At 60.3% G+C, this 21,960-nt stretch carries 23 protein-coding genes; 12 read left to right on the top strand and 11 right to left on the bottom strand.

The window, feature by feature from the left end; translation table 11 throughout:
* Positions 1-260: 260 nt before the first annotated feature.
* The 4 genes from BKX96_RS14155 to BKX96_RS14140 form a co-directional block, all read right to left on the bottom strand.
* Positions 261-467 (bottom strand): SEC-C metal-binding domain-containing protein, encoded by a 207-nt coding sequence (locus BKX96_RS14155; RefSeq protein WP_008056806.1) that lies wholly within the window; start codon positions 465-467, stop codon positions 261-263.
* A gap of 5 nt (positions 468-472) precedes the next feature.
* Complete coding sequence (locus BKX96_RS14150; RefSeq protein WP_046816638.1) at positions 473-958, bottom strand: LEA/WHy family protein; 486 nt, start codon at positions 956-958, stop codon at positions 473-475.
* 100 nt (positions 959-1,058) lie between these two features.
* Positions 1,059-1,535: a YchJ family protein gene (locus tag BKX96_RS14145; protein ID WP_046816639.1), complete on the bottom strand. Its 477-nt coding sequence runs from the start codon at positions 1,533-1,535 to the stop codon at positions 1,059-1,061.
* Positions 1,536-1,539: 4 nt separating this feature from the next.
* A complete protein-coding gene (locus tag BKX96_RS14140; protein ID WP_077184307.1) occupies positions 1,540-2,037 on the bottom strand; it encodes a DUF6231 family protein in 498 nt (165 codons plus the stop codon).
* A gap of 190 nt (positions 2,038-2,227) precedes the next feature.
* Here BKX96_RS14140 and BKX96_RS14135 point away from each other — a divergent pair, with 190 nt between their 5' ends.
* The 4 genes from BKX96_RS14135 (at position 2,228) to BKX96_RS14120 (ending at position 4,907) form a co-directional block, all read left to right on the top strand.
* Positions 2,228-2,923, top strand: a complete 696-nt coding sequence (locus BKX96_RS14135; RefSeq protein ID WP_046816641.1) for a PA1041 family peptidoglycan-binding anchor lipoprotein — start codon at positions 2,228-2,230, stop codon at positions 2,921-2,923.
* Positions 2,924-3,013: 90 nt separating this feature from the next.
* Positions 3,014-3,730: a PA1041 family peptidoglycan-binding anchor lipoprotein gene (locus BKX96_RS14130; RefSeq protein ID WP_077184304.1), complete on the top strand. Its 717-nt coding sequence runs from the start codon at positions 3,014-3,016 to the stop codon at positions 3,728-3,730.
* Between the two features lie 147 nt (positions 3,731-3,877).
* Entirely contained in the window at positions 3,878-4,156 is a 279-nt protein-coding gene (locus tag BKX96_RS14125; protein ID WP_077184301.1) for a DUF1145 domain-containing protein, read from the top strand.
* On the top strand, positions 4,149-4,907 hold the full coding sequence (locus BKX96_RS14120; RefSeq protein ID WP_046816644.1) for a collagen-like protein: 759 nt from the start codon (positions 4,149-4,151) through the stop codon (positions 4,905-4,907). The genes BKX96_RS14125 and BKX96_RS14120 overlap by 8 nt, the downstream gene beginning before the upstream one ends.
* Before the next feature lie 47 nt (positions 4,908-4,954).
* On the opposite strand, the gene BKX96_RS14115 is transcribed toward BKX96_RS14120, so the two are convergent.
* The gene (locus tag BKX96_RS14115) at positions 4,955-5,419 is read right to left on the bottom strand and encodes a CopD family protein (RefSeq protein WP_077184298.1); all 465 of its coding nucleotides are present in this window, start codon (positions 5,417-5,419) and stop codon (positions 4,955-4,957) included.
* Between the two features lie 99 nt (positions 5,420-5,518).
* Here BKX96_RS14115 and dinG point away from each other — a divergent pair, with 99 nt between their 5' ends.
* The 5 genes from dinG (at position 5,519) to pdxH (ending at position 13,473) form a co-directional block, all read left to right on the top strand.
* Positions 5,519-7,663, top strand: coding sequence for an ATP-dependent DNA helicase DinG (gene dinG / locus BKX96_RS14110; protein WP_046816646.1), 2,145 nt, complete (start codon positions 5,519-5,521; stop codon positions 7,661-7,663).
* Between the two features lie 95 nt (positions 7,664-7,758).
* On the top strand, positions 7,759-10,260 hold the full coding sequence (locus BKX96_RS14105; RefSeq protein ID WP_077184294.1) for a beta-agarase: 2,502 nt from the start codon (positions 7,759-7,761) through the stop codon (positions 10,258-10,260).
* A gap of 183 nt (positions 10,261-10,443) precedes the next feature.
* On the top strand, positions 10,444-11,589 hold the full coding sequence (locus tag BKX96_RS14100) for a serine hydrolase domain-containing protein (protein WP_077184291.1): 1,146 nt from the start codon (positions 10,444-10,446) through the stop codon (positions 11,587-11,589).
* Positions 11,590-11,703: 114 nt separating this feature from the next.
* A complete protein-coding gene (locus BKX96_RS14095) occupies positions 11,704-12,801 on the top strand; it encodes an OmpA family protein (RefSeq protein ID WP_077184288.1) in 1,098 nt (365 codons plus the stop codon).
* Positions 12,802-12,825: 24 nt separating this feature from the next.
* Entirely contained in the window at positions 12,826-13,473 is a 648-nt protein-coding gene (gene pdxH, locus BKX96_RS14090; protein WP_046816650.1) for a pyridoxamine 5'-phosphate oxidase, read from the top strand.
* Positions 13,474-13,478: 5 nt separating this feature from the next.
* On the opposite strand, the gene BKX96_RS14085 is transcribed toward pdxH, so the two are convergent.
* Positions 13,479-13,715, bottom strand: a complete 237-nt coding sequence (locus BKX96_RS14085) for a hypothetical protein (RefSeq protein ID WP_046816651.1) — start codon at positions 13,713-13,715, stop codon at positions 13,479-13,481.
* 168 nt (positions 13,716-13,883) lie between these two features.
* On the opposite strand from BKX96_RS14085, the gene BKX96_RS14080 reads away from it, so the two are divergent.
* Entirely contained in the window at positions 13,884-14,348 is a 465-nt protein-coding gene (locus BKX96_RS14080) for an outer membrane lipoprotein (RefSeq protein ID WP_027925642.1), read from the top strand.
* Positions 14,349-14,424: 76 nt separating this feature from the next.
* Here BKX96_RS14080 and BKX96_RS14075 read toward each other — a convergent pair whose 3' ends face one another.
* The gene (locus tag BKX96_RS14075) at positions 14,425-14,757 is read right to left on the bottom strand and encodes a hypothetical protein (protein WP_235431830.1); all 333 of its coding nucleotides are present in this window, start codon (positions 14,755-14,757) and stop codon (positions 14,425-14,427) included.
* A gap of 355 nt (positions 14,758-15,112) precedes the next feature.
* Here BKX96_RS14075 and BKX96_RS14065 point away from each other — a divergent pair, with 355 nt between their 5' ends.
* Positions 15,113-16,123: an RHS repeat-associated core domain-containing protein gene (locus BKX96_RS14065; protein WP_080957010.1), complete on the top strand. Its 1,011-nt coding sequence runs from the start codon at positions 15,113-15,115 to the stop codon at positions 16,121-16,123.
* Positions 16,124-16,273: 150 nt separating this feature from the next.
* Here the strand turns inward: BKX96_RS14065 and nhaA are convergent, their stop codons facing one another.
* Positions 16,274-17,461, bottom strand: a complete 1,188-nt coding sequence (nhaA, locus tag BKX96_RS14060) for a Na+/H+ antiporter NhaA (protein ID WP_046816653.1) — start codon at positions 17,459-17,461, stop codon at positions 16,274-16,276.
* Positions 17,462-17,711: 250 nt separating this feature from the next.
* On the opposite strand from nhaA, the gene BKX96_RS14055 reads away from it, so the two are divergent.
* On the top strand, positions 17,712-18,806 hold the full coding sequence (locus BKX96_RS14055) for a PLP-dependent cysteine synthase family protein (RefSeq protein ID WP_046816654.1): 1,095 nt from the start codon (positions 17,712-17,714) through the stop codon (positions 18,804-18,806).
* Between the two features lie 110 nt (positions 18,807-18,916).
* Here BKX96_RS14055 and BKX96_RS14050 read toward each other — a convergent pair whose 3' ends face one another.
* From BKX96_RS14050 to BKX96_RS14040, 3 genes are all read right to left on the bottom strand, one after another.
* Positions 18,917-20,530 (bottom strand): NAD(P)/FAD-dependent oxidoreductase, encoded by a 1,614-nt coding sequence (locus BKX96_RS14050; RefSeq protein WP_046816655.1) that lies wholly within the window; start codon positions 20,528-20,530, stop codon positions 18,917-18,919.
* Between the two features lie 95 nt (positions 20,531-20,625).
* Entirely contained in the window at positions 20,626-21,291 is a 666-nt protein-coding gene (locus BKX96_RS14045) for a COG3650 family protein (RefSeq protein ID WP_077184282.1), read from the bottom strand.
* A 59-nt stretch (positions 21,292-21,350) separates the two neighbouring features.
* Complete coding sequence (locus BKX96_RS14040) at positions 21,351-21,950, bottom strand: short chain dehydrogenase (protein WP_077184279.1); 600 nt, start codon at positions 21,948-21,950, stop codon at positions 21,351-21,353.
* Positions 21,951-21,960 lie beyond the last annotated feature (10 nt).

Genomic DNA, 21,960 nt, shown 5'->3' with positions numbered 1-21,960 from the left:
GCAAAGCCTGCGATTATAAAAGAACACGCCGGCGGCGATAGGTGTATACCTGATCTCACATCCCAATCAGTGGAGTACGCATCATGTCCAAAGGTATGGATTCAAAGAAAGCAGCGAAGAAAAAACCGCTGAAATCCGCGATCGAAAAGCGCACGGAAAAGAAAGCGAAGAAGGTGGGTGTTTTCGGTCATTGATCTGGTGCTGACGTGCAGCTCCCAGGCAGGATGGGAGCTGCATTGCATCGCCTGCCGATCAGTCGATCAAGCGCCGTGGCACTTCTTGAACTTCTTGCCGTTGCCGCAGGGGCAAGGATCGTTGCGGCCAACGTCTTTCAAGGCGTTGCGCACCGGCTCCTGGTGGGCGTGGCCGCAGTTCGGGCCGTGAACATGGCCATGGTCGTGATCATGCTGGTGATGATCATGATCGTGGTTGCAGTCTGGGCCATGGACATGGGGTTGCTGGGTCATCGAGGTTACTCCGGAATTAGATCGGCGGGGATTATCACGCCATTACGCGCCAGGTGCACGTAGTGGGCGATGAATAAACCGGTTTCCATCTCACCTTCCAGTCGATACGGAACGGCCTGCTCGGGGTTTTTCAGCTGTTTGACCAGGTCCTTGACCTTGGGCCACAGGTTGGTGCGGATCGGCACCTTGTAAAAGCGGCTGCTCTTGGGATTGACGGTGATCCAGTGCTCATGCTCGCCTTCGGCCAGCAGGATATCGCCCAAGTGGATGCGATACTCCAGGCCGCGCACGGTCAGTTCGCTGTCGTTGCGGTTGTCGATGCGAAAATGCAGGACAAACCGTTGCTCCATCAGCTTGGCCCGTACCACCTCGACCCGAACCAGATGTACCTCGGGGTCCGGCTCGTCGGTGCTGAACCAGGACGTGCAGCCACCGAGCCCCAGGCAAAGGGCCAGGGTGAGCAGAAAGCGTTCGAGTCTCTGGGTGATCATCGTACTTCTCCCCTGTAGGAGCTGGCTTGCCAGCGAAGGCGGCGTGGCTGGCATACCGCATCGTATGGTTCGCCGGCAAGCCGGCTCCTACAGATCGGGGTCAGCTACCGAAATACCCCGAACAGCACTTCTTGAATTTGTGCCCGCTGGCGCAAGGGCAGGCGTCGTTGCGTCCGATGTCCAGTTGCACGGTAGGGTCGATGAAGTACCAGCGCCCCGCGTTCTGCACGAACGACGAGCGTTCGCGGTGGCTGTGTTCGCCGCTGCCGTCATGCCAGCGGGCGGTGAAGGTGACGAAGGCATGCTCCGGCTGGCCGCCGAGGACTTCGGAGCTCTCGACTTCAAGGCCCAGCCAGGTGCTCTGGGCGCTCCAGTCGGTGATCGATTGACGGTCGAGCCCGGCCTGCTGGGCGGGCAGGGTGGTTGCCACCAGATAATCGATCAGGCCCAGCACGTAGGCGCTGTAGCGCGAGCGCATCAGGGCTTCGGCGCAGGGCGCCGGATGTCCGGCATGGTAATGGCCGCAGCAGGCGTCGAGCAGGGTGCCGCTGCCGCAAGGGCAAATGGATGTACTCATTGCGTTACCACCAATATTTCCCGAAATTTTCCGGATTGGCCCAGAAACGCGAATTGAGCCAGTCGGGTACTTGTTTGTAGTCAAGCAGATCATAGGTGAACAGGGTCAACACCTGTTCGTCACGCTGGAAGCGTTCGCTGGCTTGCAAAGCCAGGGAGAAAAAATCCGTTTCCTGCCAGCCGCTCGCCGGCAAGTCGGCCAGCACCGCGATGCGGCTGGCGTTGAGGTTGCGAATGCCGCCGAGCAGGTTCAGGCCGTCACGCTTGGGCAAGTGCTCGAGGCAGTCGACCATCAGCGCCAGGTCAAAGCGCCGTGCCGCCAGCTCCGCGGGCAACGCCCCGGGCGCTGCGTGCGCCACACTGCTGTCTGGATGCGCCAGCTTGAAGGCCTCAAGCGCAGGGAATTCGCTGGCGCCTATCAACAACAGGCGCGCGGGGGCGTAACGGTCGAGCAGGGCAGCCAGCGCCTGCTGCGGTGTGCGCGAAGAAATACCGGCAATCATCGAAGTTCCTCTATCAGATTTGCCAAGACTAGCCTGCCCGTCAGTTCGATCCTAGAGCGCGTTTGCCGCAAAAATCACGATCACCCCCAATCAGCAGACAAAACTGCTATGGCCTATTGCTGGCGGAGATTAAAACTCCGGTCTTTACTCCCTGAATCGGTTCTAAGCCGATCCTTCAGGAGAAAACTAGATGAGCATAGTTCGGACAGCATTACCCCTGGTTCTGCTAACCAGTGTGTTGACTGGTTGCGCAGGTTTGCAGAAAACCGACTGGCCGACCTGTGCGGCGGTCGGTGGTGTCGTAGGTGCGGGTCTCGGTGCAACCGAGAGTTCATCATGGGCCGGTTATGGCGCCTTGGTAGTCGGTGCTACGGCGGCAGCCTATTGCTGGGTTCACGGTGATGGTGACGAAGACGGTGACGGTGTGCTCGACAGTCGCGACAAGTGCCCGGGCACGCCAAAAGGCGTACGGGTCGATGCCGATGGCTGCCCACCACCTGCACCTGCTCCAGTGGTTGAAGAAGCCGTGGTGGTCAAGGAAGAAACCATCGTCATTCGCGATGTCAACTTCCAGTTCGACTCGGCCAAGCTGACAGCCGCCGACAAAGACAAGCTCAACACCATTGCCACTCGCTTGAAACAGGAAGCCGCCAGCGCCCGCCTGACCGTGACCGGTCACACCGACAGTGTGGGCAGCGATGCCTACAACCAGAAACTGTCGGATAGACGCGCCCACTCGGTGGTGGAATACCTGATCGAAAGTGGTGTACCTCGCAGCAGCTTCGTGTCGGTCACCGGTGCCGGTGAAAGCCAGCCGGTTGCAGACAACAAAACCGCTGACGGCCGCGCGATGAACCGTCGTACGGAAATCAAAATCAACCGCTAGACCCCACGCATCCGCGGCTTGTGCAGTCGTGGATGCGGGTCTTTACTCCTGTGTAACCGGCATTGGCCGGTGACACAGGAGCTTTCAGAAATGAGCAATCTCACACGGACCGTCTTGCCGGTTCTGCTGCTTGGCAGCCTGTTGACCGGTTGCGCTACTCACAGCGATGGCACTGCCCCCCTCAATCAACGTACCTGGCCGATCTGCAGCCTTATTGGCGGACTCGTCGGCGGAGGTTTGGGTGCTCTCGAAAGTGGCGGTTGGGCGGCCGGTGGAGCGGCGCTGGGTGTATTGACCGGTGGCTTGATCTGTTATGCCCAGGACGGCGACGAAGACGACGATGGCGTCTTCGACCGTCGTGATCGCTGCCCGGATACCCCCGCCAATACCCCTGTGGAACATCATGGTTGCCCGCTGCCGCAATACCCGGCGAGCGCGAAGCCTGAACCTGTGCAAGCCGAAGTCATCACCCTGAGCGATGCCGATGATGTGCTGTTTGCCTTCAATAGCGCTGACTTGACCCCTTCCATGCAAAGCAGGCTGGATTCGGTCATGGGCAAACTGCAGGACCCCAGCGTCACGAGCATCAAGGTGGTCGGTCATACCGACAGCGTCGGTTCGGATGAGTACAACCTGGAACTGTCGCAAAAACGTGCGAGCAGCGTCGCCGAATATTTGCTGAGCCAGGGCGTCACGCCGAACAAGGTCACCAGCGAAGGCAAGGGTGAAAGTGAGCCCGTTGCCGACAATGAAACCGAAGAAGGTCGCGCGAAAAACCGCCGTGTGGAATTGAATATCAACCGCTGAGCCGCGCAATAGAGCCGTCGGGCGACGATTTACGTCGTTCCGTCGGCATTTGCCGATCTTCATGAAGAATTTTCGGTTGCCCTCTGGCTTATCCCGCGTGGAAGCCGTTACTGTGCGAGCAAATAATAATTCTGGTCGGTGGCGCGTATGAAGGTGATATGGGGGCTGGGGAAGCTGTTGACCCTGGTGTTCTGGCTGGTGGTGCTGGTCAATCAGCTCACGCCATTCATCTATCCGCTGCACCTGCTGGTCAATCTGGCCGGCTGCCTGCTGGCGGGGCTTCACCTGCTGGAGGCGATGTTCTGCTTCCGCACGCTCAGGGGCCGTGCCCACCCTTGGCTCGATCGCCTGAAAATCCTCTTTTTTGGCGTATTCCACCTGCAAACCATCCCGGCTCCCAATGTGCCTAAGGCTTCCCATGCGTAAACTCTGTCTGCTCGCCGCACTCATCAGCCCATTGGCCTGCGCCCAGGTGGTGAGCGTTGAAACCAACTCGCTGATGCGCCTGCCCAACACCGCCAGCACCCTGCAGCTTGAACGGTTGGAAGTAGCTGACTATGGCACCTTGCTGATTCCCTCGAACGTAACCGAGGTCACCGTCGGAGAACTGCACCTGGGCCGTGACGCGCGAATTACCATCGTCCCCGGCGAACAGGCGCTGGAGCTCAAGGTCAATCGCGCCGAGTTGTCCGAGGGTAGCCAGATTACCGCGCGCGGTGCCCCGGGGACTTACCAGAAAGCCGCCCGTTCCGGGCGCAACCTGAACATGCAGATCAAGGCGCTGAGAGCGCCACAACTACTGGTGGATGCTCGCGGTGGCGCGGGTGCGCCGGGGTTTATCGGCCTCGACGGAGCCAACGGCCAGGCACCGGGTTGCGCCTGGGGCCAGGCGGGTCGCGGTGCCGATGGCAGCGACGGCAGTGATGGCCAGGCAGGTGCGCCTGGCGCGGCGGTCAGGCTGGCCGTACCGCGCGATTACCCGGCAGACAGGATCAAGGTTCAAGTGGCCGGCGGTCCTGGTGGCATGGCCGGACCTGGTGGCAAGCCAGGGGCAGGCGGTAAGGCCAAGGGCTGCCTGGTCTACAAGGCCGATGGCGGCAAGAGCGGCAAGCCTGGTATTGATGGGCAACCGGGGGTGGAGGGGGCTGCGGGGTCGGTGACGGTGCAGCGGTTGTAATCCCCCCACAGACTGATCGTTCCCACGCGAGCGTGGGAACGATCACATCACAACACCGGCCGAACTGCAGCAATCGCCACCAACACCAACCCCACCATCAAATTGATCCCCACCAAGCGGCGAATCCTTCCCAGTACCGCAGCCCCCGCCGGCCAATCCTGGGCCGTCACCGCGGTACGCAGTTCGGGCAACATCAATGCCTGGATCCGGATGAACAACGCGGTCATCACCACATACAACCCCATCATCACCTGCACATACCGCGGGGCGCTTTCAAAGCCGGCGAACTGCAGATGAATCATGCCAACGCCGCTGATCGGCAGCAGCACCACCGCGACCCAGACCCAGCGGAAAAAACCTTGAAACACTCCCAGCCACAGCTTCAGCCGGGCAGGGCCCTCCAGGGCCTTCAAGGCCGCAGGGCGCAAGACCATCCAGGCGAAAAACATGCCGCCGACCCAGACCAGGGCTGCCAGTACATGCAGGCTATAAATGAGGCTAAAAAGTGTCATCGGGTTACTCCGTTCTGCGCGGGATTAATTAGCGGGGTATGATAGCGGCCGAACCGAACCACTGAAAATTTATCCAGCGTTTTTTGCGCCCGACAATCCATGATCAGCACCGAACTCAAAACCACGATCCAGGGCGCCTATTCGCGTTTTCTCGAAGCCAAGAGCCTCAAGCCGCGCTACGGCCAACGCCTGATGATCGCCGAAATAGCCAAGGTCCTCGGTGACATCGACACCGACGACGAAGGCCGGCGCAGTGGCGACCCCGCGATTGTCGCGGTGGAAGCCGGCACCGGTACCGGCAAGACCGTGGCCTACAGCCTGGCCGCCATCCCCACGGCCAAGGCTGCCGGCAAACGCCTGGTGATCGCCACGGCCACCGTCGCCTTGCAAGAGCAGATCGTCTACAAGGATTTGCCCGACCTGATGCGCAACAGCGGGCTGAATTTCAGTTTTGCGCTGGCCAAGGGACGTGGGCGCTACATGTGCCTGTCCAAGCTCGACATGTTGCTCCAGGAAGGACACGCACAAACCGCCACCGCCCAGTTGTTCGAAGAAGAAGGCTTCAAGATCGAGGTCGATGAGGCCAGTCAGAAGCTGTTCACCAGCATGATCGAGAAGCTCGCCGGCAATAAATGGGACGGTGACCGCGACAGCTGGTCCACCGCCCTGGAAGACGCCGACTGGGCGCGCCTGACCACCGATCACAGCCAGTGCACCAATCGTCATTGCCCGAACTTCGGCCAGTGCGCCTTCTACAAGGCCCGCGAAGGCATGGGCAAGGTCGATGTGATCGTCACCAACCACGACATGGTCCTGGCCGACCTGGCACTGGGCGGCGGTGCCGTGCTGCCCGATCCGCGCGACACCATCTACGTGTTCGACGAAGGCCATCACCTGCCGGACAAGGCCATCGGTCACTTCGCCCACTACACGCGCCTGCGTTCCACCGCCGACTGGCTGGAAACCACTGCCAAGAACCTCACCAAGCTGCTGGCCCAGCACCCGTTGCCGGGTGATCTGGGCAAGCTGATCGAGCAGGTGCCGGAGCTGGCGCGGGAGATCAAGACCCAGCAACAGTTCATGTTCACCGCCTGTGAGCAGATCGCCGACTTCAAGCCCGGCGAAGATGTCGAAGGCCGCGAACGCCCGCGCCACCGTTTCGTCGGAGGGGTGATTCCCGAGCACATGCGCGAAATGGGCAGCGAGCTGAAAAAAGGCTACGCGCGCCTGACCGACCTGTTTACCCGCCTCACTGAATTGCTCAAGGAAGGCATGGACGGCGAGGTCAATATCGGGATCGCCAGCAACCAGGCCGAAGAGTGGTATCCGCTGTTCGGCAGTCTGTTGTCGCGCTCATCCGGCAACTGGGAGTTGTGGGTCGCGTTCACTGCTGAAGACCCGGAAGACAACCCACCCATGGCGCGCTGGTTGACCTTGGCGGAAAGCGGCTCGCTGTTCGATATCGAGGTCAATGCCAGTCCGATCCTGGCGGCGGAAATGCTCCGGCGCAACCTGTGGAACGTCGCCTATGGCGCACTGGTGACGTCGGCCACCTTGACCGCCCTGGGCACCTTCGACCGCTTCCGCATGCGCGCCGGCTTGCCGAAAAAAGCCGTGACCGCCGTGGTGCCCAGCCCGTTTCATCACGCCGACGCCGGCGTGTTGCGGGTGCCGAACCTGAACGCCGATCCGCGGGATGCGGCGGCCCATACCGCTGCAATCATCCGCGATCTGCCGGACCTGGTAGAAGGCTCAAGGGGCACGCTGGTGCTGTTTTCCTCGCGCAAGCAGATGCAGGACGTGTTCGACGGCCTGGACCGCGACTGGCGCAAGCAAGTGTTCATTCAAGGCAACCTGTCGAAACAGGAAACCCTGAACAAGCACAAGGCGCGAGTCGATGGCGGTGATTCCAGCGTGCTGTTCGGCTTGGCGAGTTTTGCCGAAGGGGTCGACTTGCCCGGTGCGTACTGCGAGCACGTGGTGATCGCCAAGATTCCGTTCTCGGTCCCTGATGACCCGGTAGAAGCGGCGCTGGCCGAATGGATCGAGGCCCGTGGCGGCAATCCGTTCATGGAAATTTCCGTGCCGGACGCCTCGCTGAAACTGGTCCAGGCCTGCGGGCGCCTGCTGCGCACCGAAGAGGACCGCGGCACCATCACCTTGCTTGATCGGCGCCTGGTCACCCAGCGCTATGGCAAGGCAATCCTCAATGCGTTACCTCCTTTCCGACGTGAAATTTCCTGATAAACCGGTGGGCAGTTTTGCCCACCGCGTTGTCTATCTCTCTACCATTGCTTTTCCATTGGCCCATTCGGGTCGCCAGGGAGAATTCCGTTCTCATGATTCGCTGTTCGCTACCTGCCGTTCTTGCCCTGATGTTCGCAACGCCCTTGCTGGCCGCACCCGCCGGGCAGCAGACGCTGTTCAACTTTGTACGCCCCGCCGATGTGGTCCAGGTGGCGACCCAGGACGCCAGCCTGCCGCAGTCCAACGCCGAACAGACCCCCGAAGGCGAAGTGCTGCGCCGGGTTACCTTCAACCCGGTTGCCCGACCAACCCTGCGCCTGTCCCCGCAGACCGGCGTCTGGGACTGGTCCCAGTCGGGCGTCATGAGCCTGCGGATCCAGAGCGCCATGAACTGGGCCTTGACCCTGTACGTGACCATCCAGAGCAATGACGGCAAGACCTTGGTCAGTCGCGTCGATCTTCCAGCCGGCCCGGCGCAGACCCTGTTGGTGCCGTTGCTGCCGACTTCACCGCTGAGCCAGGGCCTGAAGGCTGGCCCGCCAATGCCGATGACGGTCGATGGCCAGCGCGTTTTGCTGGCCAGCAGTGCCGGTGAGCTGGACCGCAGCCACGTGGTGTCGGTCAGCTTGTCCATGGATCAACCGAAAGTCGCCCAGAGCATCCTGCTGGAGCGCTTCGGCGTGCAGGACGGTGAAGGTGTGACCCAAACGGTCTATGGCGGTCTGGTGGACGCCTATGGTCAATCGACCCGGGCCAAATGGCCAGAAAAGATCAGCAGCGACGAACAACTGAAAAGCGCCGCCGCCAAGGAACAACAGCAGCTGAAAACCTGGCTGGGTGAGCGCGAAAAGTCCCCCCTGGACACGTTCGGCGGCTGGACCAACGGACCGACGTTCAAGGCCAGCGGCTTCTTCCGCACCGAGAAACGCGACGGTCGCTGGTACCTGGTGACGCCCCAAGGGCATCCGTTCTACTCCCTGGGGGTCAATACCGTTGCCGCGGACGTCAACCAGACTTATGTCGCCGGTCGTGAATGGATGTTCGAATCCCTGCCCAAGACTGACGAACCGCTGGCCAATCACTTCGGTGAAGGCGATAACCGCGGTGGCAACGGCGTCGATCAGGGCCGGGGTTTCAATTCTGGAAGGTGGTATGACTTCTACGGCGCCAACTTGCAGCGCCTGAACGGCGACCCTTGTGCATTGGGTAGCAATACCAAGGCCGGCGTTGCCGAAGCGGCCAAGGCCGATGCGGTAGAGGCGACGGCCGAGAAGGCGGCCGAGACCGCCGTTGTGCCATCAACGGCCGAATCCGGTGTCGCCGAAGCCGCCAAGGCTGGTGCTGTCGATGCGACGGTGGCGAAAGCGGCTGAGCCGGTACCTGCCGAGTCGTGCAAAACGACCTTCGATGAGCAGCGCTGGACCGACCATACCCTGGCGCGCCTGCAAGCGTGGGGGTTCAACACCCTCGGCAACTGGAGCGCACCGGCACTGGGCGAGGCGCAGCGCATGCCGTACACCTTGCCACTGTCGATCGTCGGCGATTATGCCAGCATCAGCACCGGCAGAGACTGGTGGGGCGCGATGCCCGACCCGTTCGACCCACGTTTCGCCATGGCGACGGAGCGCGCGGTGGCCATTGCCGCCCGCGACCACCGCGACGATCCTTGGCTGATCGGTTACTTCGCCGACAACGAACTGGCCTGGGCCGGTCCCGGCGATGACCCGAAAGACCGTTACGCGCTCGCGTACGGCACCTTGAAAATGACCACCGACGTGCCGGCCAAGCGCGCGTTCCTCAAGCAATTGCGCGACAAATACCGTAACCAGGCAGGCTTGTCGAAGGCCTGGGGTATTGATCTGCCAGCCTGGGAGCTGATGGAAGACCCGGGCTTCGTGCCGCCGCTGCCTAGCGCCGAGCACCCGGAAATCGAGGCTGACTTCAAATACTTCCAGAAGGTCTTTGCCGATACCTACTTCAAGACCATTTCCGACTCGCTAGAGTGGCATGCACCGAACCAGCTGTTGCTCGGCGGCCGGTTTGCCATCAGCACCCCGGAGGCCGTCGAGGCCTGTGCGCAGTACTGCGACGTCCTGAGCTTCAACATGTACACCTTGCAACCCCAGGACGGTTACGACTTCGCCAAATTGCGCGGCCTGGACAAACCGGTACTGGTCACCGAATTCAATTTCGGCTCCACCGATCGCGGCCCGTTCTGGGGCGGCGTGACGCAACTGGCGAAGGAAGAAGACCGTGGCCCGGCCTACGCGAACTTCCTGAAACAGGCGCTTGCCGAACCGTCGATTGTCGGTGTGCACTGGTTCCAATACCTCGACCAACCCGTAACCGGGCGCCTGCTGGATGGCGAAAATGGTCACTTCGGTCTGGTGGGCATTACCGATCTGCCGTTCCAGGGTTTTGTCGACAGTGTGCGCAAGAGCAATCTGGCGACAGTCGATCAATTGGCTAAAGAGGCCCAGAAGGCCGCAGCCGAGCTCGACAAGGCCAGCCACGACGCCGAGGGCGGGCGCAAGGCCGACGCCGGCAAAGGTCCGGGGAAGGGCGCCGGTGGGCATTCTGGCGAAGGTCATTGAGCCCCGATACGACTGAGATCCAATGTGGGAGCGGGCTTGCCCGCGAAGGCCTCATTACGGACACAAATAATTCTGATCAGTTTTAACGGGCGATTGACCGCCCAGCCCGCCCCTGTTCCCAAAACCCTCAAGGGCTGGAACAATGCGGCCCACTTTATACAAGGTTTTTCCGGGGAGTTGCGGGTGCAGATTCAGGGTCATTACGAGCTTAAGTTCGAGGCAGTGCGTGAAGCGTTCGCGGCGCTGTTCGACGATCCTCAGGAACGTGGCGCCGCATTATGCATCCAGATCGGCGGCCAAACCGTCGTCGACTTGTGGTCCGGCACCGCCGACAAGGACGGGGCTGAAGCCTGGCACAGCGACACCATCGCCAACCTCTTTTCCTGCACCAAGACCTTCACTGCCGTCACCGCCCTGCAACTGGTGGCCGAAGGCAAGCTGCAACTGGACACCCCGGTGGCCCGCTATTGGCCGGAATTCGCCGCGGCTGGCAAAGAATCGGTCACCCTGCGCCAGCTGCTGTGCCATCAGGCCGGTCTGCCGGCATTGCGCGAGTTGTTGGCTCCCGAAGCGCTTTACGACTGGCAAACCATGGTCAACGCCCTGGCCGCTGAAGCGCCTTGGTGGGCGCCAGGCGAAGGCCACGGTTATGCGGCCATCACCTATGGCTGGCTGATCGGCGAGCTGCTGCGCCGTGCGGACGGTCGTGGCCCCGGTGAATCCATCGTGGCGCGAGTTGCCAAACCCTTGGGCCTGGATTTTCACGTCGGCCTGGCCGATGAAGAGTTTCCTCGCGTGGCGCACATTGCCCGCGGCAAGGGCAATGTCGGCGATGCTGCGGCCCAGCGCCTGCTGCAAGTGACCATGCGCGAGCCAACGGCCATGACCACCCGCGCATTCACCAATCCGCCCTCGGTGCTGACCAGCACCAACAAGCCGGAGTGGCGGCGCATGCAGCAGCCGGCGGCCAATGGCCACGGCAATGCCCGTAGCCTGGCCGGGTTCTACGCCGGATTGCTCGATGGCAGCCTGCTGGAAGGTGAGTTGCTCGATGAACTGACCCGTGAGCACAGCCTAGGCGAGGACAAGACACTGTTGACGCGAACCCGCTTCGGCCTGGGATGCATGCTCGACCAACCGGACGTACCCAATGCGACCTTCGGCCTGGGCGCGCGCGCGTTCGGTCATCCGGGCGCCGGCGGTTCCGTTGGTTTTGCTGACCCGGAACATGATGTGGCGTTTGGTTTTGTGACAAATACCCTGGGGCCGTACGTCTTGATGGATCCGCGCGCACAAAAGCTTGTGCGGGTACTGGCCACTTGTCTGTAAATCACGCTCAAGGGTTCCGGAACTGGAACCCGACAGCCTTTTCAGTTTCCAAGCGTCTGTTTATGTGGGCCGACCCAGCCTGATTTTCATTACTTCATTTTTTGTGGATATCCAATGTCAACCAAACCAACCCTCGCCTTGGCACTGTGCTTCGCTATTACCGGTTGCGCCCAGAATCCGAAAAGTGATGCAGACGGCGGCAGCTGGTGGCCGTTCGGCTCTTCAGACAAAGTCGCCGCCAAAGACCCGGCTCCGGCCCCGGCCCCGTTGAAGCCTGTTGCAACCGCTCCGGTGGCCAAGGCTGAAAGCTCCAACCCTTGGTACTGGCCGTTCGGCTCCGAAGAAATGCTCGATAAAAAGCCAGAGGTAAAACCTGAGGCCAAGCCGGTCGAAGTGGCCAAGGCCAAGGCCGAGGCCGATGCGGGTGGCAAGTGGTGGTGGCCGTTCGGCGGCAAAGAGCAGAGCACTGCCAAAGTCGTGCCGATGCCGGATCCCAAAGTCACTCAGGCCTGGCTTGACGACTACGAACCTCGCCTGCGTACAGCGATCAAGGACAGCAACCTGCAACTCGAACGCCGTGAAAACGTCCTGGTGGTGACCGCGCCGGTAGAAGGCTCCTTCAACCCGGACCGCCCGGCCATGCTACTGCCGGTCACCCTCGGCCCGTTCACTCGCGTTGCGAAAATCCTTGAAGCCGACCCGAAGACTGCGGTACTGGTACTCGGCCACAGCGATACCTCGGGCGCAGCTCCTGCCAACGTCAAGTTGAGCCAGGAACGTGCCCAGTCGGTAGCTGCGATCTTCCGACTCAGCGGCCTGCAGCGCGATCGCCTGATGCTGCGTGGCATGGGCGGTGAAGCCCCGCGTGCAGCCAATGACAGCGTCGAAGGGCGTTCCCTGAACCGCCGCGTGGAGCTGCTGGTGACCCCGCAAAACACCATGGTCGCGTTGTTGAGCAAGTACAACATGCCAGCCCCGGCGCCCGTGCGCATGGTTGCAGCCCAGGACATCAAGCCGGTTGCCAAGCCTGTGACTCCCGCACCTGCCGATGCGAAGAAAGCGGCTGCACCGGTCGCGAAAAAAGCGCCGGCCAAGAAAGCCGCTGCGAAAAAGACCCCGGCTAAAACGGCAACGCCGGCGAAGAAAACGGCACCGGCCAAAGCCGCCGCCGACAGCAAAAAAGTCGCCGCTGCGGATGCTACAAAGAAGTAATTCGTCAATCATAAGGAATGCGCCATGACCAAGGCCCTGGCTGATATGCGCCGCGACTACACCCGTGATGGACTGACCGAGGCACAAGCCCCGGCCGAGCCGTTTGCGCTGTTCCACCAATGGTTTGCCGACGCGGTGAAAACCGAGCAGGCACCGGTGGAGGCCAATGCCATGACCTTGGCCACTGTCGACCAGGAGGGGCGGCCGCACTGCCGCATCCTGCTGCTCAAGGGCCTGGACGCCCAGGGCTTCACCTTCTTTACCAACTACGACAGTGCCAAGGGCCAGCATTTGGTTGCGAATCCCTTCGCAGCCATGACGTTTTTCTGGCCGACACTTGAGCGTCAGGTACGGATTGAAGGTCGGGTGGTGAAAGTCACGCCCGAGGAATCCGACGCGTACTATCAGGTGCGCCCGCTGGGTAGCCGCCTGGGTGCCTGGGCTTCGCCGCAGAGCCGGGTGATTGCCGATCGTGGTGAACTGGAGTCACTGCTCAAGGATACCGAGCAACGTTTCAGCGATACCCAACCTCACTGCCCTGAGCACTGGGGCGGTTATCGTCTTCTGCCAGAGCGCATCGAGTTCTGGCAGGGGCGTCCGAGCCGTCTCCATGACCGGCTTAACTATCGCCTGCAGGGCGCCAGCTGGATTCTTGAACGCCTGGCGCCTTAAGCAGTCTACCGCTCCGGATAGCCTGCCGCTGCGGCCTCGAGCCACTGTGGCAGGTCTCGACGCCTGATTTTCTGCGCCTGAGCACTCGCCAGCCGTTCGAGCATGAACGCTTGTTTGCGCTCATCCTTACCGGCCAGCGCCAACGCCAGGTCGCGGTCCATCCAGCGTCGGATCCGCACGTACAGCCATCCATGGAAGTACAGTCCGGCAACCGTAGTAACGAAAATGATAAAGTAATCCATCTGGATTCCCTGGTCAGTGGCACTGTCTTGCGAGTAGGCCGCGGCTGTTTGGCGAACGTATGGACGGGCCTGTACGAAGGCTGAATCGAAACATTTTTATCCGGGCAATGCCGTGACAGGCGTCAAGCTGCGGAGTTTAATGATTACTTGTCCTTTGGAGTTGATGCTATGCGTAAGTCTGTTCTGCTGGTTGCTTCCTTTTCCACGATGGCGATGTTGCTCACTGGCTGCCAATCGAGCTTGACCGGTGACTCCTATTCCCGTGACGAGGCGCGTCGCGTGCAGACGATTCGCATGGGCACCATCGAAGCCCTGCGTCCGGTGAAAATCGAAGGTACCAAGACGCCAATTGGCGGCGCTGCAGGTGCAGTCGTCGGCGGTGTTGGCGGCAGCGCCATTGGTGGCGGTAAAGGCAGCATCGTCGCCGCGGTCATTGGTGCCGTCGCTGGTGGCCTGGTAGGTTCGGCAGCTGAAGAAGGCCTGACCCGCACCCAAGGCGTGGAAATCACCGTGCGCGAAGACGACGGCAGCATGCGCGCCTACGTGCAACAGGTTCAGGAAAACGAAGTGTTCCGTGTCGGCGAGCGCGTACGCATTTCAACGGTTGATGGTACCAGCCGCGTTTCCCACTAAACGGGAACACGGGTAAAAGAAAACCCCGACCAGGGTACTGGTCGGGGTTTTTTTTGTACCGGTTTCCAGCATCAGGCTACACATCGCCGTTCTTCAGGGCCGTTTCAATGACCTGCTCCGGTGTCAGTTCTCGTGCGTTGTCTCCATCACCAAAATATTCGCCGTGCCAGAAAAAAAGCTCGGAAATACGAGCATCTGGAATATTGAGGGCCAGCATTTCCAGCCAGAAGTCGGTGGCATGTTCCGGGCTATCGGCATCCATGACTCTGTGAGCCATTTCGATCAGTTCAGATTGGGCGATATCCTTGAGGCATAGTTCATAAGGACCCGCCAGGATCTGGCGAACCCATGTGTCATGATCCTGAGTCCTGTATATGCCTTGAAAATCGAGAAAGGTCAGATGGGTCATGGCCTCTCGACTGAATTCAGCCAGCAATTTCGGCAGCAAGGTCTGCCAGGCGAGCGACTCTGGTTTCGCAAAGATGCGGGGGCATTAGATCCTGACGCAGCGCCATAACCCTCTCCGACGTTACTGAGTTTGACCGTGCCTGCGTAAAGCAAAAGGCACGAGTCAGAAATCGCAAAGTTATCGAAAAAGGCTTGGGGGTTTATGCAGGCAGCATCCGTAAAGATTCTAGGAAGAATCTGCCCTGGTTTCTGTCAGCTGCTTTCACTCGGTTGCACTATCAGTTCTGCTAGTGGTCGGCGTTGGAAAGTTCGGCGATAGTAAGCCCTATTTCAATTGACTGATGGGAAGCTCCCCCATGCAATCTCAAAATGAAACTCTGCTCTGTCGTTATGGGTACGATCCGCTGGATCGTCTTGGCACATGTACGCCATTGGAGCAGTCCAGCACCCAGCGATTTTATCTGAGGGATCGTCTGGCTACTGAGGTCCAGAGCGCACTTCAATGCTCGATTTTTCAGAATGAGGATCATGTGCTGGCGCAATGCATGCGTCACAGCGGAGTAGTTGGCACCACATTGCTTGCCACTGATTTTCAGCGATCGGTGTTGAACACACTCGAGGCAGGACGACACTCGAACTCTCTTGTCTACTCACCCTATGGTCACCGTCCGGTAGAGGGCGGATTGCTCAGCTTGCTTGGTTTTAATGGAGAAAGGCCGGATCCGGTGACCGGACATTATTTGTTGGGGAATGGATATCGGGCGTTTAACCCAGTGTTGATGCGGTTCAATAGCCCGGACAATTTAAGTCCGTTTGGCAAGGGAGGGCTTAATACATATGCTTATTGTTTGGGGGATCCAGTGAATTATGAGGATCGATCCGGGCATACTCCGAAGTTCATAAAATCTTTTCTCAGGGGAATAGGTTTGATGTCAAAGCCTAAGCCTGCGACAAAAGTGGTGCAGCAAAATACTATCGACCAGCACGCTATGGTCACTAATGCAATAACGGATAGACCTTCCTCGAATCCTGTTGAGGTGGCCCCTGCTGCTGGATTGGGCCTTACAAAAAACGAACCCCCTTTTCAGAGTGCATCCAATAATAGTTTTCCAAAAAAACCAGTTACCCAAATCAGAGTGACAAACGAGCAGAAAAAAACTGTTGGTATGTTTGATATAGATGATGCACAACGCAATAGCGTTGATTTAACAATGAAATTTTACAAGGGGACAGCTGTTTCACTTCAAGTTCAGTCAGATCTTATTAGACAAATCACAAAATTACCTACTCCCAAACCTGGCGAATACTATCGATTCCCAAACTCTATAGAAACGCTGACGCGATGGCCAGATGGGAGTCTAGGCTGATAAGGTTTTTAATCTGGGCAATGGTTTCTACGGTTAAAACGTCCGTCGTTTACCCATCGGTAGCCCCTATGAAAGGGCTGCCGATGTTAATGAACCTGTAGAATCAGCGCTGTAGGGCATCTTGAATGATGCTCGGCCTGTTGCTGTTTATCAGGTTGGCAACGCGGTGCTCTTGCGACTCGCCATCGCCGTCACCGCGTATCCGATCAACGCCGCCAAGATCGAACCGGTCAGAATGCCCATGCGATCCATGCCCGCGTAGTCACTGACGCCTGGCTCAAAGGCCAGCGAACCGACAAACAGGCTCATGGTGAAACCAATGCCGCAGAGAATCGCCACGCCCAGTACCTGGCCCCAGTTGGCACCCTGGGGCAGGGCGGCAATCCCGATTTTTACCGCCAGCCAGGTCAGGCCGAACACGCCGACGGTCTTGCCCAGCAACAGGCCAACCGCGATGCCCATTGGCACTGCATGGGTGAAGCTCTCGGCGGTCACGCCACTCAGGGACAGGCCAGCGTTGGCGAAGGCGAACAGGGGGAGGATGCCGTAGGCCACCCACGGGTGCAGGGCGTGTTCCAGTGCCAGCAGGGGAGAGGGTTCGGCGTTTTTCGTGCGCAACGGGATGCAGAAGGCCAGGGTTACACCGGCCAGCGTGGCATGCACACCGCTCTTGAGCACGCAGACCCAGAGGATCAGGCCAATGATCATGTAGGGCCCGAGCTTTACCACGCCGAGCCGGTTCATCCCGATCAGCGCCGCGATGCAGGCGGCGGCCAGTGCCAGGGACAGGGTCGACAGCGCGCCGGAATAGAAAATCGCGATGATGATGATCGCGCCGAGGTCGTCGATGATCGCCAGGGTCATCAGGAACAACTTCAGCGACACCGGCACGCGTTTGCCCAACAGTGCCAGCACACCCAGTGCGAAAGCGATGTCGGTGGCCGTTGGGATCGCCCAGCCGTCCAGGGCCGGTGGGTTGTCACGGTTGAGGAACCAGTAGATCAGCGCTGGTACTACCATGCCGCCAATGGCGGCCGCGCCGGGCAGGACGATCTGCGACGGCCTGGACAGTTGCCCGTCGAGGACCTCGCGCTTGACCTCCAGCCCGATCAACAGGAAGAACAGCGCCATCAGGCCGTCGTTGATCCACAACAGCAGCGGCTTGGCGATTTTCAACGCGCCGATCTGAGCGACGACGGGGGTATCCAGCAGGCCATTGTAGAGCCACGACAGTGGCGAGTTGTTGATGATCAACGCCAGGATAGCGGCGGCGATCAGTAACAGACCGCTGGCAGCTTCCAGCTGAAAGAAACGCGTGAACGTGCTACGCAGAGGCAAAGTCGCTCTCCATCGATAAAGTCAAAAGGTGGCACACCCTAACCCGTACCGTTAGTTGTTAAAACAAAAGTTATATTCTTTTTTGTTATATGTCGTAACAACGCGATTTCCCGGCAAGGACCTGAGCCTAGCAGTTGTCCGGCGGATTGGAACTCAGCTGTACCTGTGTTTGATGTAGGATTTTTCCTAAGCTTGCAGGTTGAGGCTTGTGACAGGGCCGCCTATTGCCTGATCCATCGAGATAACCACCATGAGCAACAACCGACAGTGGTCCCGCGAAGCCATCCGGATCATCGAAGCCGACTTCCAGCGCAGCGCCGACACTCACCTGATTCCCTTGTCGCTGCCAGGTTTTGCGGGCATCGAGCTGTACTTCAAGGATGAATCGAGCCATCCCACCGGCAGCCTGAAACACCGCCTGGCGCGCTCGCTGTTCCTGTATGCGTTGTGCAATGGCTGGCTCAAGCCCGGCGCGCCGGTGATCGAGGCATCCAGCGGTTCGACGGCGATTTCCGAAGCGTACTTCGCGCGATTGCTGGGGGTGCCGTTCATTGCCGTGGTGCCGGCCAGCACGTCGAGGGAAAAGATCGCTCAAATCGCCTTTTATGGCGGGCAGACACACCTGGTGGCTGATCCGACGCAGATCTACGCCGAGTCCGAACGCCTGGCGCGCGAGCACGACGGCCACTTCATCGACCAGTTCACCTATGCCGAGCGCGCCACCGACTGGCGGGCGAACAACAACATCGCCGAATCGATCTTCCAGCAGATGCGTTTCGAAAAGTACCCGGAGCCGAGTTGGTTGGTGTCCAGCCCCGGCACCGGGGGCACGACGGCGACCCTGGGGCGTTACGTGCGTTATCGCCAGCACGCTACTCGCGTGTTGTGTGCCGATGCCGAGCGTTCGGTTTTTTTCGATTACTACCAGACCGGCGACGCCAGCCTGCGCCTGGATCACGGCTCGCGGGTTGAAGGCATTGGCCGGCCCCGGGTGGAAGCGTCATTCCTGCCCAAGGTCATCGATGCGATGGTCAAGGTGCCGGACGCGTTGTCGTTGGCCGCCATGCATTACCTGGCTGAGCGTTTGGGGCGTCATGTCGGCGGATCGAGCGGGACCAACCTGATCGGCGCCTTGATGGCAGCGCAGCAGATGGCGGCGGCGGGGGAGGAAGGGTCGATCGTGGCGATCTTGTGTGACAGCGGCGAGCGTTATGCCACGACCTATTACGATCAGGCGTGGCTGAAGGCCGAGGGCTTTGAGTTGAGCGGGTTGATCGATGCGGTGGCCGCGACGGTCGAGCGTGGTGAGCCGCTGCCGGCGAGCGTGTTGCGCGCCAATATCTGACCCCCTGCACCTGTAGGAGCTGGCTTGCCAGCGAAGACGAAAGCACATTCAACATTAATGTTGACTGATCCGCCACCTTCGCGGGCAAGCCCGCTCCTACAGTATTACGGTCAGGCTTCGAGGCCGAGGATATCCCGTGCCACCGCTTCTGCAATGCGAATCCCATCGACACCCGCCGACAGAATCCCGCCCGCATAACCCGCGCCTTCACCCGCCGGGAACAGGCCTTTCACGTTCAGGCTCTGCATCGACTCGTTACGCGTAATGCGCAGCGGCGACGAGGTGCGGGTCTCGATCCCGGTCAGCACGGCATCGTGCAGCGAGTACCCGCGAATCTGCTTCTCGAACGCCGGCAAGGCCTCGCGAATCGCTTCGATGGCGAAGGCCGGCAAGGCCAGCGCCAGATCACCCAGGGCAACGCCCGGTTTGTAGGACGGTTCAACGCTGCCCAACGCCGTGGACGGCTTGCCAGCGATAAAGTCGCCGACCAGTTGCGCCGGTGCTTCGTAGTTGCTGCCACCGAGCACAAAAGCGTGGGACTCCAGGCGTTCCTGCAACTCGATACCGGCCAGCGGACCGCCCGGATAATCGACTTCCGGGGTAATCCCGACAACGATCCCGGAGTTGGCGTTGCGCTCGTTCCGCGAGTACTGGCTCATGCCATTGGTGACCACTCGGTTCGGCTCCGAGGTCGCCGCTACCACCGTGCCGCCCGGGCACATGCAGAAGCTGTAGACCGAGCGGCCGTTCTTGGCGTGGTGCACCAGTTTGTAGTCGGCGGCGCCGAGTTTCGGGTGGCCGGCGTACTTGCCCAGGCGCGCGCGGTCGATCAGCGACTGCGGGTGCTCGATGCGGAAACCTACCGAGAACGGCTTGGCTTCCATGTACACGCCGCGGCCGTGGAGCATGCGGAAGGTGTCCCGGGCACTGTGGCCGAGGGCCAGGATCACGTGTTTCGAATGGATCTGCTCGCCGCCATCGAGTTCGACGCCGACCAGTTGGCCGTCCTCGATCAGCACGTCAGTTACCCGCTGCTGGAAGCGCACTTCGCCGCCCATGGCGCGAATCTGCTCACGCATGTTTTCCACAACGCCGGTCAGGCGGAACGTACCGATGTGCGGTTTGCTGACGTAGAGGATTTCTTCCGGGGCGCCGGCCTTGACGAACTCATTGAGCACTTTGCGCCCGATGAACTTCGGATCCTTGATCTGGCTGTAGAGCTTGCCGTCGGAGAATGTCCCCGCGCCGCCCTCGCCGAATTGCACGTTGGATTCGGGGTTGAGCACGCTTTTACGCCACAGGCCCCAAGTGTCCTTGGTGCGCTGGCGCACTTCGGTGCCGCGTTCGAGGATGATCGGCTTGAAGCCCATTTGCGCAAGCAACAGCCCGGCGAAGATCCCGCACGGCCCGAAGCCGACGACTACAGGGCGTACGCTCAGATCGGCCGGTGCCTGGCCAACCATTTTGTAGCTGACATCCGGTGCCACATTGACGTTACGGTCATCGGCGAACTTGCGCAGTACCGAGGCCTCATCGCGAACATCAAGGTCGATGGTGTAGATGAAGCACAGCTCGGAGGACTTTTTGCGCGCATCGTAGCTGCGCTTGAACAAGGTGAAATCGAGCAAGTCTTCGCTGCTGATGCCCAGGCGCTGCAGGATGGCAGGGCGCAGGTCTTCATCGGGATGGTCGATCGGCAGCTTGAGTTCGGTGATTCGTAACATGGCGGGATCCGGTTCGCGGGGCGCACAACTGCGCCAGGGCGTTTGAAACCGGCGATTATAAGCCCCAAAGGCGCAGGCCCGTGAGGCTTAAACGATCAGTCGTCGCGCGAACCGCCGAAATACCCGCAACCGCGCTGTACCTTGCCATCGATGCGCAGTTCGGCACTCATGTGCTGCAGGCCGCCCGTGCTGGCGTCGATGCAGCGTTGTGGCGCGACCCACAGTTCGATGTGCTGGTTATTGGCTTCGGTGCTGAGGTTGAAGCGACCCTCACCCAGCTGCTCTTCGACGTAGGGCACGGCCAACGGTGGCTGGCCGGCGCGTTCGAGGACCATGCCTTTGCCGGTGACTTTCACGCTCCATTCGGGGGCATGGCCGGCGGCGCGCAGGATCAGCGGCTTGAAGTTCGGATCGGCGCACGCGGTGCCGGAGCGCTCGACGCGGTACAGCGTTTCCACGTCGAGCTGGTCTTCGCCGTTACCCGGAACGATGCGCCCACGTACATCGGCAAACAGCTTGCCCTGGGCATCGGCGAGACCCGCGGCCTGTTGCAGGACGCTGGTGCCACCCGAATCGTTGACCACGTAACGGCGTTGTTCACCGCACGGCTGGAACAGCAGTTTGCCGTCGGCAGCGCTCAACTGGCCCTGCATGCGGGTCTGCCCGACGCGGGAGGCACTTTCACGCGAACCGTCGAACAATTGGCAGGCTGCGAACAGGGGGAGCAGGGCAACAATGACTAAGGAACGGGCAACACGCATCTTGGGGTCTCCTGACAAGTGCCGCCACGTTACGCAGCCTGACCGTTCATCACAAGGTTTTAGCCCACGTGAAAGGTCTGACCTGTCTGCAAGCCTTCGACGCTTTTGGCGTAGGCCAATGCCACATCCTCGGCAGGAACCGGCTTGAAGCCACGGAAATAGGGGGCATAGCTGCCCATGGCTTCGACCAGGACGGTCGGGCTGATCGAGTTCACGCGCAAGCCGCGTGGTAATTCGATAGCGGCGGCGCGGACGAAGCTGTCCAGCGCACCGTTGACCAGCGCTGCCGATGCGCCACTGCGGATCGGGTCGTGGCTGAGTACGCCGGTGGTGAGCGTGAACGATGCACCCTCATTGGCGAACTCACGGCCAATCAGTACCAGGTTGACCTGGCCCATCAGTTTGTCCTTGAGGCCCAGGGCAAAGCTCTCTTCGCTCATTTCGGCCAGTGGCGCGAAGGTCACGTTGCCGGCAGCGCACACCAGTGCATCGAATTTGCCGGTCTGTTCGAACAGTCGGCGAATAGACGTGCTGTCACTGATATCTACCTGAAAATCACCACTGCTGCGGCCGATGCGGACGATCTCGTGGCGCTGGGACAGTTCCTTGTCGACGGCCGAACCGATGGTACCGCCTGCGCCAATCAAAAGAATTTTCATACTGGCTGAT

This window comes from Pseudomonas putida (assembly GCF_001976065.1).
GTDB classification, from domain to species: domain Bacteria; phylum Pseudomonadota; class Gammaproteobacteria; order Pseudomonadales; family Pseudomonadaceae; genus Aquipseudomonas; species Aquipseudomonas serbica.
This window is presented reverse-complemented; position numbering and strand designations above follow the sequence as displayed.